At 69.1% G+C, this 15712-nt stretch carries 19 protein-coding genes, 1 tRNA gene and 1 riboswitch; of the genes, 6 read left to right on the forward strand and 14 right to left on the reverse strand.

The window, feature by feature from the left end:
• The first annotated feature begins 82 nt into the window (after positions 1 to 82).
• The gene (locus tag ACFYZ3_RS16475) at positions 83 to 2554 is read left to right on the forward strand and encodes a transglycosylase domain-containing protein (RefSeq protein WP_388517589.1); all 2472 of its coding nucleotides are present in this window, start codon (positions 83 to 85) and stop codon (positions 2552 to 2554) included.
• Here the strand turns inward: ACFYZ3_RS16475 and ACFYZ3_RS16480 are convergent.
• The 3 genes from ACFYZ3_RS16480 to ACFYZ3_RS16490 form a co-directional block, all read right to left on the reverse strand.
• Positions 2548 to 2868, reverse strand: a complete 321-nt coding sequence (locus ACFYZ3_RS16480) for a multidrug efflux SMR transporter (protein WP_003975912.1) — start codon at positions 2866 to 2868, stop codon at positions 2548 to 2550. The genes ACFYZ3_RS16475 and ACFYZ3_RS16480 overlap by 7 nt on opposite strands.
• A 31-nt stretch (positions 2869 to 2899) precedes the next feature.
• Positions 2900 to 2967, reverse strand: a riboswitch (guanidine-III (ykkC-III) riboswitch).
• A 61-nt stretch (positions 2968 to 3028) separates the two neighbouring features.
• A complete protein-coding gene (locus ACFYZ3_RS16485) occupies positions 3029 to 3385 on the reverse strand; it encodes a co-chaperone GroES (protein ID WP_003975911.1) in 357 nt (118 codons plus the stop codon).
• A gap of 23 nt (positions 3386 to 3408) precedes the next feature.
• Positions 3409 to 3741, reverse strand: coding sequence for a DUF3618 domain-containing protein (locus tag ACFYZ3_RS16490; protein ID WP_388517593.1), 333 nt, complete (start codon positions 3739 to 3741; stop codon positions 3409 to 3411).
• Positions 3742 to 3833: 92 nt separating this feature from the next.
• On the opposite strand from ACFYZ3_RS16490, the gene bcp reads away from it, so the two are divergent.
• Complete coding sequence (gene bcp / locus ACFYZ3_RS16495; RefSeq protein ID WP_388517596.1) at positions 3834 to 4301, forward strand: thioredoxin-dependent thiol peroxidase; 468 nt, start codon at positions 3834 to 3836, stop codon at positions 4299 to 4301.
• A 263-nt stretch (positions 4302 to 4564) separates the two neighbouring features.
• Positions 4565 to 4648 (forward strand) — tRNA-Leu (locus tag ACFYZ3_RS16500).
• 53 nt (positions 4649 to 4701) lie between these two features.
• On the opposite strand, the gene rdgB is transcribed toward ACFYZ3_RS16500, so the two are convergent.
• The 4 genes from rdgB to ACFYZ3_RS16520 form a co-directional block, all read right to left on the reverse strand.
• Positions 4702 to 5304 carry an RdgB/HAM1 family non-canonical purine NTP pyrophosphatase gene (gene rdgB / locus ACFYZ3_RS16505; RefSeq protein WP_388517599.1) on the reverse strand — a complete coding sequence of 201 codons (603 nt, stop codon included), beginning with the start codon at positions 5302 to 5304 and terminating at the stop codon, positions 4702 to 4704.
• 46 nt (positions 5305 to 5350) lie between these two features.
• Positions 5351 to 5755, reverse strand: coding sequence for a hypothetical protein (locus ACFYZ3_RS16510; RefSeq protein ID WP_356858511.1), 405 nt, complete (start codon positions 5753 to 5755; stop codon positions 5351 to 5353).
• 157 nt (positions 5756 to 5912) lie between these two features.
• Positions 5913 to 6650, reverse strand: a complete 738-nt coding sequence (gene rph / locus ACFYZ3_RS16515; protein ID WP_388517603.1) for a ribonuclease PH — start codon at positions 6648 to 6650, stop codon at positions 5913 to 5915.
• Between the two features lie 91 nt (positions 6651 to 6741).
• Positions 6742 to 6975 (reverse strand): glucose PTS transporter subunit EIIB, encoded by a 234-nt coding sequence (locus ACFYZ3_RS16520; protein ID WP_030975226.1) that lies wholly within the window; start codon positions 6973 to 6975, stop codon positions 6742 to 6744.
• Between the two features lie 158 nt (positions 6976 to 7133).
• On the opposite strand from ACFYZ3_RS16520, the gene ACFYZ3_RS16525 reads away from it, so the two are divergent.
• Positions 7134 to 8429, forward strand: a complete 1296-nt coding sequence (locus ACFYZ3_RS16525; RefSeq protein ID WP_388517891.1) for a PTS transporter subunit EIIC — start codon at positions 7134 to 7136, stop codon at positions 8427 to 8429.
• A 226-nt stretch (positions 8430 to 8655) separates the two neighbouring features.
• Positions 8656 to 9906, forward strand: a complete 1251-nt coding sequence (locus ACFYZ3_RS16530) for a PTS transporter subunit EIIC (RefSeq protein WP_388517607.1) — start codon at positions 8656 to 8658, stop codon at positions 9904 to 9906.
• A 146-nt stretch (positions 9907 to 10052) separates the two neighbouring features.
• On the opposite strand, the gene ACFYZ3_RS16535 is transcribed toward ACFYZ3_RS16530, so the two are convergent.
• Positions 10053 to 10805, reverse strand: a complete 753-nt coding sequence (locus ACFYZ3_RS16535; RefSeq protein WP_388517610.1) for an MBL fold metallo-hydrolase — start codon at positions 10803 to 10805, stop codon at positions 10053 to 10055.
• 204 nt (positions 10806 to 11009) lie between these two features.
• On the opposite strand from ACFYZ3_RS16535, the gene ACFYZ3_RS16540 reads away from it, so the two are divergent.
• Positions 11010 to 11168, forward strand: coding sequence for a hypothetical protein (locus ACFYZ3_RS16540; RefSeq protein WP_388517902.1), 159 nt, complete (start codon positions 11010 to 11012; stop codon positions 11166 to 11168).
• 48 nt (positions 11169 to 11216) lie between these two features.
• On the opposite strand, the gene ACFYZ3_RS16545 is transcribed toward ACFYZ3_RS16540, so the two are convergent.
• From ACFYZ3_RS16545 to ACFYZ3_RS16570, 6 genes are all read right to left on the reverse strand, one after another.
• Entirely contained in the window at positions 11217 to 12167 is a 951-nt protein-coding gene (locus ACFYZ3_RS16545; protein ID WP_388517613.1) for a PLP-dependent cysteine synthase family protein, read from the reverse strand.
• 6 nt (positions 12168 to 12173) lie between these two features.
• A complete protein-coding gene (locus tag ACFYZ3_RS16550; RefSeq protein ID WP_388517616.1) occupies positions 12174 to 12452 on the reverse strand; it encodes a MoaD/ThiS family protein in 279 nt (92 codons plus the stop codon).
• 99 nt (positions 12453 to 12551) lie between these two features.
• Positions 12552 to 12647 carry a putative leader peptide gene (locus tag ACFYZ3_RS16555; RefSeq protein WP_356858523.1) on the reverse strand — a complete coding sequence of 32 codons (96 nt, stop codon included), beginning with the start codon at positions 12645 to 12647 and terminating at the stop codon, positions 12552 to 12554.
• Positions 12648 to 12726: 79 nt separating this feature from the next.
• Complete coding sequence (locus ACFYZ3_RS16560) at positions 12727 to 13149, reverse strand: Mov34/MPN/PAD-1 family protein (RefSeq protein WP_388517619.1); 423 nt, start codon at positions 13147 to 13149, stop codon at positions 12727 to 12729.
• 166 nt (positions 13150 to 13315) lie between these two features.
• Positions 13316 to 14743 carry an amino acid permease gene (locus tag ACFYZ3_RS16565; protein ID WP_388517622.1) on the reverse strand — a complete coding sequence of 476 codons (1428 nt, stop codon included), beginning with the start codon at positions 14741 to 14743 and terminating at the stop codon, positions 13316 to 13318.
• Between the two features lie 351 nt (positions 14744 to 15094).
• Positions 15095 to 15703, reverse strand: a complete 609-nt coding sequence (locus ACFYZ3_RS16570; RefSeq protein ID WP_388517625.1) for a DUF2017 domain-containing protein — start codon at positions 15701 to 15703, stop codon at positions 15095 to 15097.
• Between the last annotated feature and the right edge of the window lie 9 nt (positions 15704 to 15712).

The raw sequence follows: 15712 nt of genomic DNA on the forward strand, positions 1-15712 counted from the left end.
AGAGTCTTCACCAGAAGAAACTCAGACGTTCCGAAAACCGTACGAAGCGAAGCAGAAGCCGAAACAGGAGTCCGTGCACGAGATGAGCGACGAGCCGCAGCCGCAGCCGCCGAACCAGGACCGGGCCCCGAGAGAGCCCCAGGCGGCCGGCCAGGGGCAGACGGGGGAACAGGCGACACCCGCAGCGCCCGCAGAGCCCGGGAAGGCGAAGAAGCCCAAGCGGCCCAAGCGCACCGGATGGCGCCGGCTGATCCCGACCTGGCGCATCGTGCTGAGCACCGTCGTCGTCGGCCTGCTGCTGATCGTCGGCGGCTTCTTCCTCGGCTACCACCTCGTGCAGATCCCCGCGGCCAACGCGCTCGCCACCAAGCAGTCCAACGTCTACCTGTACGCCGACGGCAGCGTCCTCGCCCGCGACGGTGAGGTCAACCGCGAGAGCGTCGGCCTCGCCCGCATCTCCAAGGACGCCCAGCACGCCGTCCTCGCCGCCGAGGACCGCGACTTCTACAGCGAGTCCGCGATCGACCCCATGGCGATGGTCCGGGCCGGCTGGAACACCGCCACCGGCAAGGGCAAGCAGTCCGGCTCCACCATCACCCAGCAGTACGTCAAGAACTACTACCTGGCCCAGGACCAGACCGTCACCCGCAAGGTGAAGGAGTTCTTCATCTCGATCAAGCTCGACCGGGAGAAGAGCAAGAGCGAGATCCTCGAGGGCTACCTCAACACCAGCTTCTTCGGCCGCGGCGCCTACGGCATCCAGTCCGCCGCCCAGGCCTACTTCGGCGTCGACGCCAAGGACCTCACCGCCGCCCAGGGCGCCTACCTCGCCTCCCTGCTCAACGCCCCCAGCCAGTACGACGTCGTCGCCCACCCCGAGAACCGGCCCGCCGCCGAGGCCCGCTGGAAGTACGTCATGAACGGCATGGCCGACAAGGGCTGGATCAGCCCCGCCGAACGCGCCGCCGCGAAGTTCCCCAAGCCCAAGCAGTCCACCATCTCCACCAACATGTCCGGACAGCGCGGCTACGTCGTCAACATCGTCAAGAAGTACCTGATCGAGAACGACATCGTCGACGAGGAGGAGCTAGGCCGCGGCGGCTACCGCATCACCACCACCCTCCAGAAGGACAAGCAGGACGCCTTCGTCAAGGCCGTCGACGACAAGCTGATGTCCCAGCTCGACAAGAAGGAACGCAAGGTCGACACCTACGTCCGCGCCGGCGGCGCCTCCGTCGACCCGAAGACCGGCAAGGTCGTCGCGATGTACAACGGCATCGACTACGTCAAGCAGTACACGCCCAACGCCGTCCGCCGCGACTTCCAGGTCGGCTCCACCTTCAAGCCCTTCGTGTTCACGTCCGCCGTCGAGAACCACTCCGAGACGCAGAGCGGGCAGATGATCAACCCCAACACCCGCTACGACGGCACCAGCGAACGCCCCGTCCAGGGCTGGAGCGGCGGCCGCTACGCCCCGGAGAACGAGGACCACCGCGACTACGGCCACGTCACCGTCCGCGAGGCCACCGACAAGTCCATCAACGCCGTGTACGCCCAGATGGCCGTCGACGTCGGCTCCGACAAGGTCAAGCAGACCGCGATCGACCTCGGGCTCTCCCCCGACACCCCCGAGCTGACCCCCTCCCCCTCCATCGCCCTCGGCGTCGCCACCGCCAGCCCCCTCGACATGGCCGAGGCCTACGCGACCCTCGCCAACCACGGCAGGCACAGCACCTACACGCTGGTCGAGAAGGTCACGAAGGACGGCAAGCAGGAGGTCGAGCTGCCCGAGCGGCGCGAACACCAGGCCGTCAGCCGCGAGTCCGCCGACACCACCACGTCCGTCCTGCGCAGCGTCGTCCAGAACGGCACCGCCACCGCCGCCCAGGCCGCAGGGCGCCCCGCCGCCGCCAAGACCGGCACCGCCGAGGAGGACACCGCCGCCTGGTTCGCCGGCTACACCCCCGACCTGGCCACCGTCGTCGCCGTCATGGGCCAGGACCCGAAGACCGCCGCCCACAAGTCCCTGTACGGCGCCATGGGCCTCGCCCGTATCAACGGCGGCGGCGCACCCGCCGAGATCTGGAGCCAGTACACCCGCAACGCCCTCAAGGGCGAACCGGTCACCGACTTCGACCTCCAGCTCCAGGACGGCGCCGACGTCACCGCGCCCCCGAGCAGCGACGCCTCGGACGAACCGGGCGACGGCGACGAGAGCGGCAGCAGCGACGCCTCCGACGGACCGGGCGACGCCGACGAGGACGGCTCCGGCTCGCAAACCCCCGGCGACTCCGACGGCGGCAGCACCCCGCCCGGCGACAGCGGCGGCACCGAGTCCGACCCCCCGACGACCGGCGGCGGCACCCCCACCACCGGTGGCCCCAGCACCGAGCCCGGCCCCACGGGCGGCGACGACGGGGGCGGCGGCGACGGGGGCGGCGACGACTCCTCGAACGGCGGCACGGGACCGGGCGGCGGGGACACCGACGGCGCGGGCGGCGGGGACTCGAACACCGGCTTCCCCGGCATCCCCGTCAACCCGCGGCGTCAGTGACCGGAGGTCGCCTTCAAGCCCACGACTGCGACCAGCAACAGACAGATGAAGAAGATCCGGGCGGCGGTCGCGGGCTCCCCCAGCACCACCATGCCGAGCACCGCCGCCCCGGCCGCACCGATGCCCACCCACACGCCGTAGGCGGTACCGATGGGCAGCGTCCGCGCCGCGTACGACAGCAGCATCATGCTCGCGACGATCCCGGCCCCGGTGAACACACTCGGCCACAGCCGGGTGAAACCGTCGGTGTACTTCATCCCGATCGACCAGCCGACCTCGAGCAGACCGGCGACGAACAACAGAACCCACGCCACGACAGACACCTCCGTGAACGAACTGAACGGTGGTGCGTCGTCTTTGCCTTCAGCCCGGTACGGCGCGTCTCGTCGGGGTGCTTCCCAAGGTAGCAAAGGCAGGGGAAAGGGGCTGGTGACCTTGATCACCAGCCCCTGAAGTCCGACCTGGACCCGTGGTTCAGAGATACAGCCCGGTGGAGTCCTCCGACCCCTCGAACCGGTCCGCCGCCACGGCGTGCAGATCACGCTCGCGCATGAGCACGTAGCCCACACCCCGCACCTCGACCTCGGCACGGTCCTCCGGGTCGTACAGCACCCGGTCGCCCGGCTCCACGGTCCGTACGTTCTGACCGACCGCGACCACCTCGGCCCAGGCCAGCCGCTTGCCGACGGCCGCCGTCGCGGGGATCAGGATGCCGCCCCCCGAACGCCGCTCGCCCTCACCGGTGTCCTGCCGCACGAGCACGCGGTCGTGCAGCATCCGGATGGGCAGCTTGTCGTCCTGGGGACCGTGCTCGTTTCTCTTGGCGCTCACGCCCTGAACCTACCTGCCCCCGCTCAGCGCCCGCGCCGCCGGGTGCCGCCCAGGGCGAGCAGCCCCACGACCCCGACCACGACCAGCGCGACGGGCACGACCCGCTCCATCCGCGGGGCGCCCGTCTCGTCCACGAACTGCGCCTTCACATCGCTGACCACCCGATTGACCTGGACGTACGCCCGGCCCAGCGTGTGATCGACACTGGAGGCGACCTTGGCCTTCGCGTCGTCGACGATCGTCTTCGGGTGCACCCGCATCCCGAGCTCGTCGAGCGTCTCGGCCAGCACCTCGCGGCGGCGCTTGATGTCCGCCTCGATCTGCGCCGGGGTTCTGATGTCCGACGTGTCCGCCACCGTACGCCTCCGAAGTCCTCTGACACTGTCCCGGACAGTCTGTCAGCTCCACGCCCGCTCGCACTGTCAGGACCCCCCGTTACCCTGACCGGATGAGCGAGCGACTCCAGCCCGGGGACCAGGCCCCGGCCTTCACCCTCCCGGACGCCGACGGCAACGAGGTGTCCCTGTCCGACCACAAGGGCCGCAAGGTCATCGTCTACTTCTACCCTGCGGCGCTTACCCCCGGCTGCACGAAGCAGGCCTGCGACTTCACGGACAACCTGGAGCTGCTGACCGGCGCCGGGTACGACGTCATCGGCATCTCCCCCGACAAGCCGGAGAAGCTCGCCAAGTTCCGCGAGGCCGAGTCCCTGAAGGTCACCCTCCTCGCCGACCCGGACAAGAAGGTCCTCGACGCGTACGGCGCCTTCGGCGAGAAGAAGAACTACGGCCGCACCTACATGGGCGTCATCCGCTCCACGATCGTCGTGGACGAGCAGGGCAAGGTCGAACGCGCCCTGTACAACGTCCGCGCGACGGGCCACGTAGCCAAGATCATCAAGGACCTGGGCATCTGAGTTCTCCTTCAGCGGAGCCCGTACCGGACCTTTCCGGTACGGGCCCTTCCGCATGCCGCGCATGACTGTCCGACAACCGGTTCCTTACTCCGTACGGAGCCACGAACACGCGGCCGGGAGCGGATGCGCAGACCGGAGCAGTGCAACCTCTGCGGTGTGCAGGCGGTTTGGCGCGGCCGACCCGACTGCCATGCGGCGACCAGCACCTGGTGCAGGGGACCGCCCAGGGCAAGGTGCGACTCCCGGTACGATGGCAGACGCTGGCGGCGGTGGCGCAATGGCGACGCAGCAGACTTAGGATCTGTGGCCCCTGACCGGGCTTGAGGGTTCGAATCCCTTCCGCCGCACGCGAACGGCCTGCGAATCCAAAGAGGATGCGCAGGCCGTTGCCATGGGCGCCTCAGCCCAACAGCTCCCGTACCGCCGGTACCAGCGCCCGGAACGCCTTGCCGCGGTGGCTGATCGCGTTCTTTTCCTCTGCCGTCAGTTCCGCGCAAGTGCGGGTCTCGCCGGCCGGCTGGAGGATCGGGTCGTAGCCGAAGCCGCCCGTGCCGGCCGGGGCGTGGCGGAGGGTGCCCTTCAACTGGCCCTCGACCACGCGTTCCGTGCCGTCGGGGAGGGCCAGGGCCGCCGCGCAGGCGAAGTGGGCGCCCCGGTGTTCGTCGGCGATGTCGGCGATCTGGGCGAGGAGGAGGTCGAGGTTGGCCTTGTCGTCGCCGTGGCGGCCTGCCCAGCGGGCGGAGAAGATGCCCGGGGCGCCGTTCAGGACGTCGACGCAGAGGCCCGAGTCGTCGGCGACGGCGGGCAGGCCGGTGGCCTGGGCGAGGGCGTGGGCCTTGAGGAGGGCGTTCTCGGCGAAGGTGACGCCGGTTTCCTTGACGTCGGGGATGTGCGGGTAGGCCTCCGCGCCGACGAGGTCGTGGGGCAGGCCCGCGTCGGCGAGGATGGCCCTCAGTTCGGTGATCTTTCCGGCGTTGCGGGTGGCGAGGATGAGGCGGGTCATGGGGGCCAGTATTCCGGACCCCCTGCCCGGTCCGACCGAGCCCTCCCTACGGCGTGCAGACCTTCGTCAGTTCGCCCGCCGCGTCGGTGACGGGGCTGAGGTCGGGGGTCTCGTCGCCGTTCTCGACCGAGGTGCGGACGTTGTCGACGGCCTTGCCGAGGTCGTCGACGGCCTTGTTGACGTCCGTGTTGTCGGTCTGGTCGCCGATCTTGTCGAGGTTCTTGTCGATGGAGTTGAGGGATTCCTCCCACTGGGTGGGGTCGTCCGCGTTCTCCACGGCCTGCTGGAGTTCGGTGACGCTGTCGGCTATCGCGTCGGCCGTGCGTACGCAGTCGAGGGCCTTGTCGACGGCGTCGCAGCCGGTGGTGAGGCCGGCCGTCAGGGCGATGGTCGCCACGGTGGCGACGGCGGTGGCGGTGCGGCGAAGGCGGCGGTGGCTGCTCGCGGCCATGGGTCTCGGTCCTCCCCTTGGGACAGGGCCGGGCGGCCCGTGTGCGGTGCGGCGTCGGGCGTACGGCAAGGTCTGCCGTACGCCCGTGGTGCTGTACTGCTAGGGACGCGTGTTCGGGCGGCCCAGTTGCCTGCCGTTGGCGTTCCCTTTACTCGCTTTACCTTTCGAGGACCGTGTCGAGTGCCTTGCGCTGGAGTTCGGCCAGTTCCGTGCAGCCCCCGGCGGCGAGGTCGAGCAGGGTGTTGAGTTCGTCGCGGGCGAAGGGCTCGGCCTCGGCGGTGCCCTGGACCTCGACGAAGCGGCCGTCGCCGGTGCAGACGACGTTCATGTCGGTGTCGGCGCGGACGTCTTCCTCGTAGCGCAGGTCGAGGAGCGGGGCGCCGTCGACGATGCCGACGGAGACGGCGGAGACCGTGCCGGTGAGGGGCTTGCGGTTGGCCTTGATCAGTTTCCGGCCCTGGGCCCAGGCGACGGCGTCGGCGAGGGCGACGTAGGCGCCGGTGATGGCGGCGGTGCGGGTGCCGCCGTCGGCCTGGAGGACGTCGCAGTCCAGGACGACGGTGTTCTCGCCGAGTGCCTTGTAGTCGATGACGGCGCGCAGGGACCGGCCGATGAGGCGGCTGATCTCGTGGGTGCGGCCGCCGATGCGGCCCTTGACGGACTCGCGGTCGCCGCGGGTGTTGGTGGCGCGGGGAAGCATGGCGTACTCGGCGGTGACCCAGCCTTCGCCGCTGCCCTTGCGCCAGCGGGGGACGCCTTCGGTGACGGAGGCGTTGCAGAGGACCTTGGTGTCGCCGAAGGAGACGAGGACGGAGCCTTCGGCGTGCTTGCTCCAGCCGCGTTCGATGGTGACGGGGCGGAGCTGCTGGGGGGTGCGGCCGTCGATTCGTGACATGCGGGTGAGCCTAGCGGCCCATGGGGAAGGGGCCTGTCCCGGAGTGGGAAAGGCCCCTTGCACCTTGCCGGTGAGGCGGTGAGCCGGTGGCTCACATCATGTCTTCGATCTCCGCCGCGATCGGGTCGGCGTCGGTGCCGATGACGACCTGGATGGCGGTGCCCATCTTGACGACGCCGTGGGCGCCGGCGGCCTTGAGGGCGGCTTCGTTGACCAGCTCGGGGTCGTTGACCTCGGTGCGGAGTCGGGTGATGCAGCCTTCGATCTCGTCGATGTTGTCGATGCCGCCGAGGCCGGCGACGATCTTCTCAGCCTTGCTGGCCATGTTCGTTCTCCCTGATCCGAGCCGCTTTGTCGCAGTAACCCACAGTTGGCCCATCTTCGCGAGCGGTCATGCGGTGCGTACCGAATGATGGCGTCACGACGGCGGTGCCGTCTGTCAACTGGTCTACACCAGTGTACCGGCGACCGGATGGAGACCGGATGAGTGCCGACAGCGCGGTCAGCCCCGCCCGCGCCCGCTGGAACACGGCGTTCCAGGGGTTGCAGAAGATGGGTCGCTCTCTTCAGTTGCCCATCGCGGTCCTGCCCGCCGCCGGCATTCTCAACCGGCTGGGACAGCCGGACGTGTTCGGGGACGACGGTCTGGGCTGGACGAACGTCTCGAAGGTGATGACGGGCGCGGGCGGTGCGCTGCTCGACGGGTCGCTGGGGCTGCCGCTGCTGTTCTGCGTGGGCGTGGCCATCGGGATGGCGAAGAAGTCCGACGGCTCGACGGCGCTCGCGGCGGTGGCGGGGTTCCTCGTCTACTACAACGTGCTGCGGCAGTTTCCGGAGGACTGTCCGGAGGGGTCGAAGGCGGTCCCGCAGGTCGGTTGCCAGGTGACCGACGGTTCGGGGGAGGTGACGGCGTTCGTCTTCCAGAATCCGGGGGTGTTCGGCGGCATCGTGATGGGGTTGCTGACGGCGTACTTCTGGCGGCGTTTCCACCGGACGAAGCTGGTGGACTGGCTGGGCTTCTTCAACGGCCGCCGGCTGGTGCCGATCGTCATGGCGTTCGTGGCGATCGTGTTCGCGGCGCTGTGCCTGTGGGTGTGGCCGCCGATCGGTGACGCGCTGGAGAGTTTCAGTGACTGGATGACCGGGATCGGCGCGTGGGGCGCGGGTGTGTTCGGGCTGGCGAACCGGGCGTTGCTGGTGATCGGTCTGCATCAGTTCCTGAACGTGCCGATGTGGTTCCAGTTCGGTTCGTACACGAAGCCGGACGGCACGGTGGTGCACGGTGACATCAACATGTTCCTGGCGGGTGATCCGGACGCGGGGCAGTTCACGACCGGCTTCTTCCCGATCATGATGTTCGCGTTGCCCGCGGCGGCGCTGGCGATCACGCACTGTGCGAAGCCGAGCCGGCGCAAGGAGGTCGGCGGTCTGATGCTGTCGGTGGGGCTGACGTCGTTCGTGACCGGGATCACGGAGCCGCTGGAGTACTCGTTCCTGTTCATCGCTCCCCTCTTGTACGCGGCGCACGCGGTGCTGACGGGTGTGTCGATGGCGGTGACGTGGGCGCTGGGGGTGAAGGACGGGTTCAGCTTCTCGGCGGGGCTGATCGACTACGTCATCAACTGGAACCTGGCGACCAAGCCGTGGCTGATCATTCCGATCGGGCTGTGTTTCGCGGTGGTGTACTACGCGGTCTTCCGGTTCGCGATCACGAAGTTCGATCTGAAGACGCCGGGGCGGGAGCCCGACGAAGAGGTGGAGGACGTCACCAAGGTGTAGACCAGTTTCGTTCTCACGTACCCTTTGAGGGTGGTCTCGCGAAGGCCCCCGGACCGTCGGTCCGGGGGCCTTCGCCGCGCCCTCGCACGCGTGTGAGCAGGGGACTTGACCGGGTACTGCGCGTAGCGGTCCGGTCGCGGAATCACGGGTTCCTTACGCCGCCTTCATCGTGCTACAACAGGTCTACACCACTGAGTGGTGTAGACCACCACCCGATGGAGGAAGCATGAGCACCGCCACCGACACGGCGGCCCCCGCAAAGAAGCGGGGATCCGGTCTTTTCCAGGGGCTGCAGAAGGTAGGCCGCAGCCTCCAGCTCCCGATCGCCGTTCTTCCGGCGGCGGGCATCATGGTCCGCCTCGGTCAGCCGGACATCTTCGGCGCGGACGGCCTCGGCTGGGACAAGGTCGCCGCCGTCTTCAACAACGCGGGCGGTGCCCTCACCGGCTCGCTGCCGATCCTGTTCTGCATAGGCGTGGCCATCGGCTTCGCCAAGAAGGCCGACGGCTCGACCGCGCTGGCCGCGGTGGTCGGCTTCCTCGTCTACAGCAAGGTGCTCGAGGCCTTCCCGGTCACCGAGGCGGTGGTCAAGAACGGCGAGGACGTCGCCGCGACCTACAACGACCCGGGTGTGCTCGGCGGCATCATCATGGGTCTGCTCGCCGCCGTACTGTGGCAGCGGTACCACCGCAAGAAGCTGGTGGACTGGCTCGGCTTCTTCAACGGCCGGCGTCTGGTGCCGATCATCATGGCCTTCGTCGGCATCATCGTGGGTGTCTTCTTCGGTCTGGTCTGGGAGCCCATCGGCGACGGCATCTCCAGCTTCGGCGAGTGGATGACCGGCCTCGGCTCCGGCGGCGCGGCCCTCTTCGGCGGTGTGAACCGCGCGCTGATCCCGGTCGGCATGCACCAGTTCGTGAACACGGTGGCCTGGTTCCAGCTCGGCGACTTCACCAACTCCGCCGGTGACGTGGTGCACGGTGACATCACCCGCTTCCTGGCCGGTGACCCCTCGGCCGGCATCTTCCAGTCGGGCTTCTTCCCGATCATGATGTTCGGTCTGCCGGCCGCCGCCCTGGCCATGGCGCACACCGCCCGCCCGGAGCGCCGCAAGGCCGTCCTCGGCATGATGCTCTCGCTGGCCGCGACCTCGTTCGTCACGGGTGTGACCGAGCCGATCGAGTTCTCGTTCATGTTCATCGCGCCGGTCCTGTACGTGCTGCACGCGGTGCTGACCGCCGTGTCGATGGCCGTGACGTGGGGGCTGGGCGTGCACGCTGGGTTCAACTTCTCGGCCGGTGCCATCGACTACGCCCTGAACTGGCACCTCGCCACCAAGCCATGGCTGATCATCCCGATCGGCCTGGTGTTCGCGGCGATCTACTACGTGACGTTCCGCTTCGCGATCGTCAAGTTCAACCTGAAGACCCCGGGCCGCGAGCCCGAGGAGGAGATCGAGGACCTCACCAAGGCGTGAGCCCCGGCCGTACGGCGTGACGAAGGCCCCGGAACCGCGAAGGTTCCGGGGCCTTCGCGCTGCCGTGCCGCGGGTGTCGCGGGTGCCGCCGGTGTCACGCTGCCGCGGGTGCCGCCGGTGTCACGCGGGCCGCGGGTGTCGCGGGCTCAGATCTCGTACACCGCGCCCGCGGCGGCGACCTCCACCGTCCCGTCGTACACCTCGCGCGCGTCGGCCAGGTTGACCGAGGGGTCGGTCCACGGGGGGATGTGGGTGAGCACCAGGCGCCGGGCGCCGGCCCGGGCGGCGCTCTGGCCCGCCTCGCGTCCGTTGAGGTGCAGGTCGGGGATGTTCTCCTTGCCGTGCGTGAAGGCGGCCTCGCACAGGAACAGGTCGGTGTCGCGGGCGAGTTCGTCCAGCACGGGGGTGGCGCCCGTGTCGCCGGAGTACGTCAGTGAGCGGCCGCCGTGCTCGACGCGGATGGCGTAGGCCTCCACGGGGTGGGCGACGCGCTCGGTGTGCACGGTGAACGGGCCGACCTCGAAGGTGGACGGCTTGACCGTGTGGAAGTCGAACACCTCGCTCATGGAGGAGGCGGACGGGGTGTCGGCGTAGGCGGTGGTCAGCCGGTGCTCGGTGCCCTCGGGTCCGTAGACCGGGAGCGGGGCGCAGCGACCGCCGTCGTGCCGGTAGTAGCGCGCCACGAAGTAGGCGCACATGTCGATGCAGTGGTCGGCGTGCAGATGGCTGAGGAAGATCGCGTCGAGGTCGTAGAGACCGCAGTGGCGCTGCAGCTCGCCGAGGGCGCCGTTGCCCATGTCGAGGAGCAGCCGGAAGCCGTCGGCCTCGACGAGGTAGCTCGAGCAGGCCGATTCCGCGGACGGGAACGACCCCGAGCAGCCGACGACGGTGAGCTTCATGAAGCAGAAACCTCCGCTGGCGCGTGTGGAGAGACGGGGGTCGTGCGGTCCGTCGAGCGTAAGGCGCAAAACCTGCGGTCGCTCCTCCGCCAGGGGCCGTTGTGGGCGAACTCACCTGTGGGATCACCGGTTCGGCTGGAAGCGGGGAGTGCGGGGCCACGTAAGGGGCGCGCGGCTGCGGCGTGCGCCGGTACCGTCGTCGGTATGGACACGTCCTGGTGGCTCGTCTTCGCGGCGGTGGTGCTGCTCGCGCTCGTGGCGACGCTCGTCGACGGCTGGGGCCGGGGCCGGCGGCCTCGTGGCCGGGGGCGGCGCCCCCGGGGCCGGCGGGACGGGCGCGGCGGGCGGGGGCCCGAAAGCTGAAGCGCCCCGCGACGCGTACGTCGCGGGGCGGTTCGCCGGGAGGAGCCGTCAGGCCCAGAGCTGGCCCTGGAGGGTTTCGATGGCCTCTTCGGTGGTGGCCGCGGTGTAGACGCCGGTGGAGAGGTACTTCCAGCCGCCGTCGGCGACGACGAACACGATGTCCGCGCTCTCCCCCGCCTTGACCGCCTTCTTCCCGACGCCGATCGCGGCGTGCAGGGCGGCGCCGGTGGAGACGCCCGCGAAGATGCCCTCCTGCTGGAGCAGCTCACGGGTGCGGGTGACCGCGTCGGCGGAGCCCACCGAGAAGCGGGTGGTGAGGACGGAGGCGTCGTACAGCTCGGGGACGAAGCCCTCGTCGAGGTTGCGCAGGCCGTACACGAGGTCGTCGTAGCGCGGTTCGGCGGCGACGATCTTCACGTCCGGGTTGTGCTCGCGCAGGTAGCGGCCGACACCCATCAACGTGCCCGTCGTCCCGAGGCCCGCGACGAAGTGCGTGACCGAGGGCAGGTCGGCGAGGATCTCGGGGCCGGTGCCGGCGTAGTGGGCGCCGGCGTTGTCCGGGTTGCCGTACTGGTAGAGCATCACCCAGTCCGGGTGTTCGGCGGAGAGTTCCTTGGCGACGCGTACGGCGGTGTTGGAGCCGCCCGCGGCCGGGGAGGAGATGATCTCCGCGCCCCACATGGTGAGCAGGTCGCGGCGCTCCTGGGAGGTGTTCTCGGGCATGACGCAGACGATGCGGTAGCCCTTGAGTCTGGCGGCCATGGCCAGGGAGATGCCGGTGTTGCCGCTGGTCGGCTCCAGGATCGTGCAGCCTTTGGTGAGGCGGCCGTCCTTCTCCGCCTGTTCGATCATGTGGAGCGCGGGACGGTCCTTGATCGAGCCGGTCGGGTTGCGGTCCTCCAGCTTGGCCCAGATGCGGACGTCGTCGGACGGCGACAGCCGCGGCAGGCACACCAGGGGAGTGTTGCCCACCGCGGCCAGCGGGGAGTCGTAGCGCATCGGCGATCAGGCCATGCCACCGGCGACCGCCGGCAGGATCGTGATGCTGTCGCCGTCGGACAGCTTGGTGTCGATGCCGTCCAGGAAGCGGACGTCCTCGTCGTTCAGGTAGACGTTGACGAAGCGGCGGAGCTGCTCACCCTCGACGATGCGGGCCTGGATGCCCGTGTGCCGGGTCTCGAGGTCGGCGAAGAGCTGGGCGAGGGTGTCCCCGGTGCCCTCCACCGCCTTCTGGCCGTCGGTGTACTGGCGGAGGATGGTCGGGATGCGGACCTCGATGGCCATGGCTGAGTGCTCCTGTCGGAAGTTTGTCGTGGGTTCGTAGGGCGCGCGGCGGCACACGTCAGCACGCCGCGGCTCACGGCCGTACGGCGGCAACGAAGATCAACAGATGGCGCTTTTCAGCCTGCACAGGTCGACGTGCAGCCGCGCCACGAGCAGCATGCCCGGCGCCTTGTCGCTCACGTCGAGAAGAACCATGGGCTCATCGTATCGATTCCCGGTCCGGCATCCGGAGTGTGATCTCACCTGATGGACCATTTTCGTCCGTTGAATGAGATCAGTACGCCTCGACGACCGTGACCTCCTCTTCCGTGACCTCGCCCTCCACGATCCGGAACGAGCGGAACTGGAACTCGCCGGCCCCGTCGGTGTCCGCGGTGGAGACGAGGACGTAGTGGGCGCCGGGCTCGTTGGCGTAGGTGATGTCGGTGCGGGAGGGGTGGGCCTCGGTGGCGGTGTGCGAGTGGTAGATGACCACCGGCTCCTCGTCGCGGTCGTCCATCTCTCGGTAGAGCTTGAGGAGATCCTGCGAGTCGAACTCGTAGAAGGTGGGCGAGCGGGCCGCGTTGAGCATGGGGATGAACCGCTCGGGGCGGCCCTCGCCGACGGGACCGGCCACCACGCCGCACGCCTCGTCGGGGTGGTCCTCGCGCGCGTGGGCGACGATCTGGTCGTACAGGGCCTGTGTGATGGTCAGCATGCGGCCAGGATAAGCAGACGGGCTCCCCCGTACCGGTGGGTGGTACGGGGGAGCCCACATGCCGGACATCCTGAGCGGTGGCCGTAGGGGAAGCCACGAGCGTCCCCGGTGGCCGGACGTCCGCGGTGCGCGCGAAGGCGCTGGTCGGCGGCGTTCGGTGGGTCCGTCAGCCGATCTTCTCGAACTCCGGCTCGCCGGGCCGCTCGGTGATCCGCGGGTTGCGGCTCTTGAGCACCGCCCAGCCGATGCCGAGGGCGGCTGCCCAGCCGGCCATCACGTACAGGCAGACGCGGGCGTCGGCGTCGTAGGCGATCAGGCAGGTGACGAAGAGGAGGAAGGCGATGGCGATGTAGGAGCAGACCGAGCCGCCCGGCGCCGGGAAGGAGGAGGCGGGCAGGCGGCCCGCGACGACCTTGCGGCGGTAGCGCACGTGGCTGATGAGGATCATCAGCCAGGTCCAGATGCCTGCGGCGGTGGCGACGGAGGTGACGTAGCCGAAGGCCTTCTCCGGGACGAGGTAGTTCAGGACCACGCCGATGGCCATGAAGACCACCGAGACGGCGATGCCGATGGCCGGGGTCTTCGTCGAGGAGAGCTTGTTGAAGATCCTGGGCGCCTCGCCGTTGTCCGCGAGGGTGCGCAGCATCCGGCCCGTGGAGTACATGCCGGAGTTGCAGGAGGACAGGGCGGCGGTGAGCACGACGAAGTTGACGATGCCGGCGCCGGCCGGGATGCCGATGACGGCGAAGGCCTCCACGAAGGGGCTGACGCCCTCGGCGAACTCGGTCCACTTGACCACCGCCAGGATGACGGTGAGGGCGCCGACGTAGAAGAGGGCGATGCGCCAGGGCAGGGTGTTGATCGCCTTGGGGAGGGTCTTCTCGGGGTTCTCGGACTCACCCGCGGTGACGCCGACCAGCTCGACGGCGAGGTAGGCGAACATGACGCCCTGGAGGGTCATCAGGGACGAGCCGATGCCCTTGGGGAAGAAGCCGTCGAACTCCCACAGGTTGGAGACCGCGGCGGTGTCACCGGCCTGGCTGAAGCCGAGGGTGAGCACACCGACGCCGATCACGATCATGCCGATGATGGCGGTGACCTTGACCATCGAGAACCAGAACTCGATCTCGCCGAACAGCTTCACCGAGATCAGGTTGGCCACGAACAGCAGGACCAGGAAGACCAGGGCCGAGACCCATTGCGGGATGTCCGGGAACCAGTAGTGGATGTAGATGGCGGCGGCGGTGAGTTCCGCCATGCCGGTGACCACCCACATCAGCCAGTACGTCCAGCCGGTGAAGTAACCGAAGAAGGGGCCGAGGAACTCGCGCGAGTACTCGGCGAAGGAGCCGGAGACGGGTCGGTAGAGGAGCAACTCGCCGAGCGCCCGCATGATGAAGAAGATGATCACACCCGCGAGGGCGTACATGAGGATGATGCTGGGGCCGGCCTTGGCGATGTTGGCCCCGGCGCCCAGAAAGAGACCGACGCCGATGGCGCCGCCGATCGCGATCATCTGGACCTGGCGGCTGTTGAGACCGCGCTCGTAGCCCTCTTCGGGGGCCTTGTCCGTGTCGACCTGCGCAGAGGTCATGTGTGGTGCGCCTTTCTCCATGCCGATCCGGACCTTCTGTCGGCCTCGGATCGGGTCTCGATCCCCCCGGATGATGGAGCTGAGCGGGCCTCACATCCCGCTCGGTGCCTGGCCGGCGGTCTGCCGGCTCGGTGGCGCACCCGGCCGAACATTCGGGTGGTGTTCGCCGGGCGGTCGTGAAGATTTACCACGACGGCGGCGCTGATCACAGGGGCGGACTGTGACGTGTCACACAGGGAGAAGCGGACAAAAGCCGCACCTCCGGGACAAAGGAGGCGCGGCTTTGACGGGATCGTTATCCGGATTTGAGGCCCCGCTGAGCGGACACGGAGAGTGACGAATCGGTCTCGGTCAGGGCATAAGGGTCGCGACGAGCGACTCCTGGAGCCCGCCGAGCCACAGGTAGGCCATCACCATCGGCTTGCGCGGGTCCTCGTCCGGGAGCCGGTAGAGCAGGTCGGCGTCGTCCTCGTCGGCGATCTCCAGGCGGGAGCCGATCGCCAGGCGCAGGTCGTTCAGGGCGCGCAGCCACTGCTGCGACTCCTCGGGCGACAGTTTCAGCACCGCGCCCTCCTCGCCCGCCGACGCCGAGGAGAGGGCGTCCAGGGTGCGGACCACCGCAAGCGCGTTGTCCCGCTTGCCGGCCCGCAGGTCGTTCTCGGTGTAGCGGCGGAACTCCGCGGAGTGCGCCCGCTGCTCCTCGGCCTCCTGGGCCTGCGGGGCGCCCTCGGGGTCGCCGTAGGCGTCCGGGAACAGCCGGCGCAGCACCGGGTCGGAGGGCGGTTCGCTCGGGCCGTCGGCGAACAGCTCGGCGAGCGGGTCGTCGGAGGCGTCCTCGGCGGGCCCGGGGCCGATCAGCTCCAGGAGCTGCACGGCCAGCGAGCGGATGATGGAGATCTCGACGTCGTCGAGCGCGACGGCCGCGCCGCCGCCGGGGAGCGGTTCGAATTGTCCGGGCATGAAGGCGAT

The organism is Streptomyces sp. NPDC001599 (assembly GCF_042893535.1).
GTDB lineage: Bacteria > Actinomycetota > Actinomycetes > Streptomycetales > Streptomycetaceae > Streptomyces.

Excerpts from the sequence above, each read along its gene's own strand:
- ACFYZ3_RS16475 (WP_388517589.1), top strand. The coding sequence starts at position 83 with ATGAGCGACGAGCCGCAGCCGCAGCCGCCGAACCAGGACCGGGCCCCG.
- bcp (WP_388517596.1), top strand. The coding sequence starts at position 3,834 with ATGAGCGAGCGACTCCAGCCCGGGGACCAGGCCCCGGCCTTCACCCTC.
- rdgB (WP_388517599.1), bottom strand. The coding sequence starts at position 5,304 with ATGACCCGCCTCATCCTCGCCACCCGCAACGCCGGAAAGATCACCGAA.
- ACFYZ3_RS16510 (WP_356858511.1), bottom strand. The coding sequence starts at position 5,755 with ATGGCCGCGAGCAGCCACCGCCGCCTTCGCCGCACCGCCACCGCCGTC.
- rph (WP_388517603.1), bottom strand. The coding sequence starts at position 6,650 with ATGTCACGAATCGACGGCCGCACCCCCCAGCAGCTCCGCCCCGTCACC.
- ACFYZ3_RS16520 (WP_030975226.1), bottom strand. The coding sequence starts at position 6,975 with ATGGCCAGCAAGGCTGAGAAGATCGTCGCCGGCCTCGGCGGCATCGAC.
- ACFYZ3_RS16525 (WP_388517891.1), top strand. The coding sequence starts at position 7,134 with ATGAGTGCCGACAGCGCGGTCAGCCCCGCCCGCGCCCGCTGGAACACG.
- ACFYZ3_RS16530 (WP_388517607.1), top strand. The coding sequence starts at position 8,656 with ATGAGCACCGCCACCGACACGGCGGCCCCCGCAAAGAAGCGGGGATCC.
- ACFYZ3_RS16535 (WP_388517610.1), bottom strand. The coding sequence starts at position 10,805 with ATGAAGCTCACCGTCGTCGGCTGCTCGGGGTCGTTCCCGTCCGCGGAA.
- ACFYZ3_RS16540 (WP_388517902.1), top strand. The coding sequence starts at position 11,010 with ATGGACACGTCCTGGTGGCTCGTCTTCGCGGCGGTGGTGCTGCTCGCG.
- ACFYZ3_RS16545 (WP_388517613.1), bottom strand. The coding sequence starts at position 12,167 with ATGCGCTACGACTCCCCGCTGGCCGCGGTGGGCAACACTCCCCTGGTG.
- ACFYZ3_RS16550 (WP_388517616.1), bottom strand. The coding sequence starts at position 12,452 with ATGGCCATCGAGGTCCGCATCCCGACCATCCTCCGCCAGTACACCGAC.
- ACFYZ3_RS16555 (WP_356858523.1), bottom strand. The coding sequence starts at position 12,647 with ATGGTTCTTCTCGACGTGAGCGACAAGGCGCCGGGCATGCTGCTCGTG.
- ACFYZ3_RS16560 (WP_388517619.1), bottom strand. The coding sequence starts at position 13,149 with ATGCTGACCATCACACAGGCCCTGTACGACCAGATCGTCGCCCACGCG.
- ACFYZ3_RS16565 (WP_388517622.1), bottom strand. The coding sequence starts at position 14,743 with ATGACCTCTGCGCAGGTCGACACGGACAAGGCCCCCGAAGAGGGCTAC.
- ACFYZ3_RS16570 (WP_388517625.1), bottom strand. The coding sequence starts at position 15,703 with ATGCCCGGACAATTCGAACCGCTCCCCGGCGGCGGCGCGGCCGTCGCG.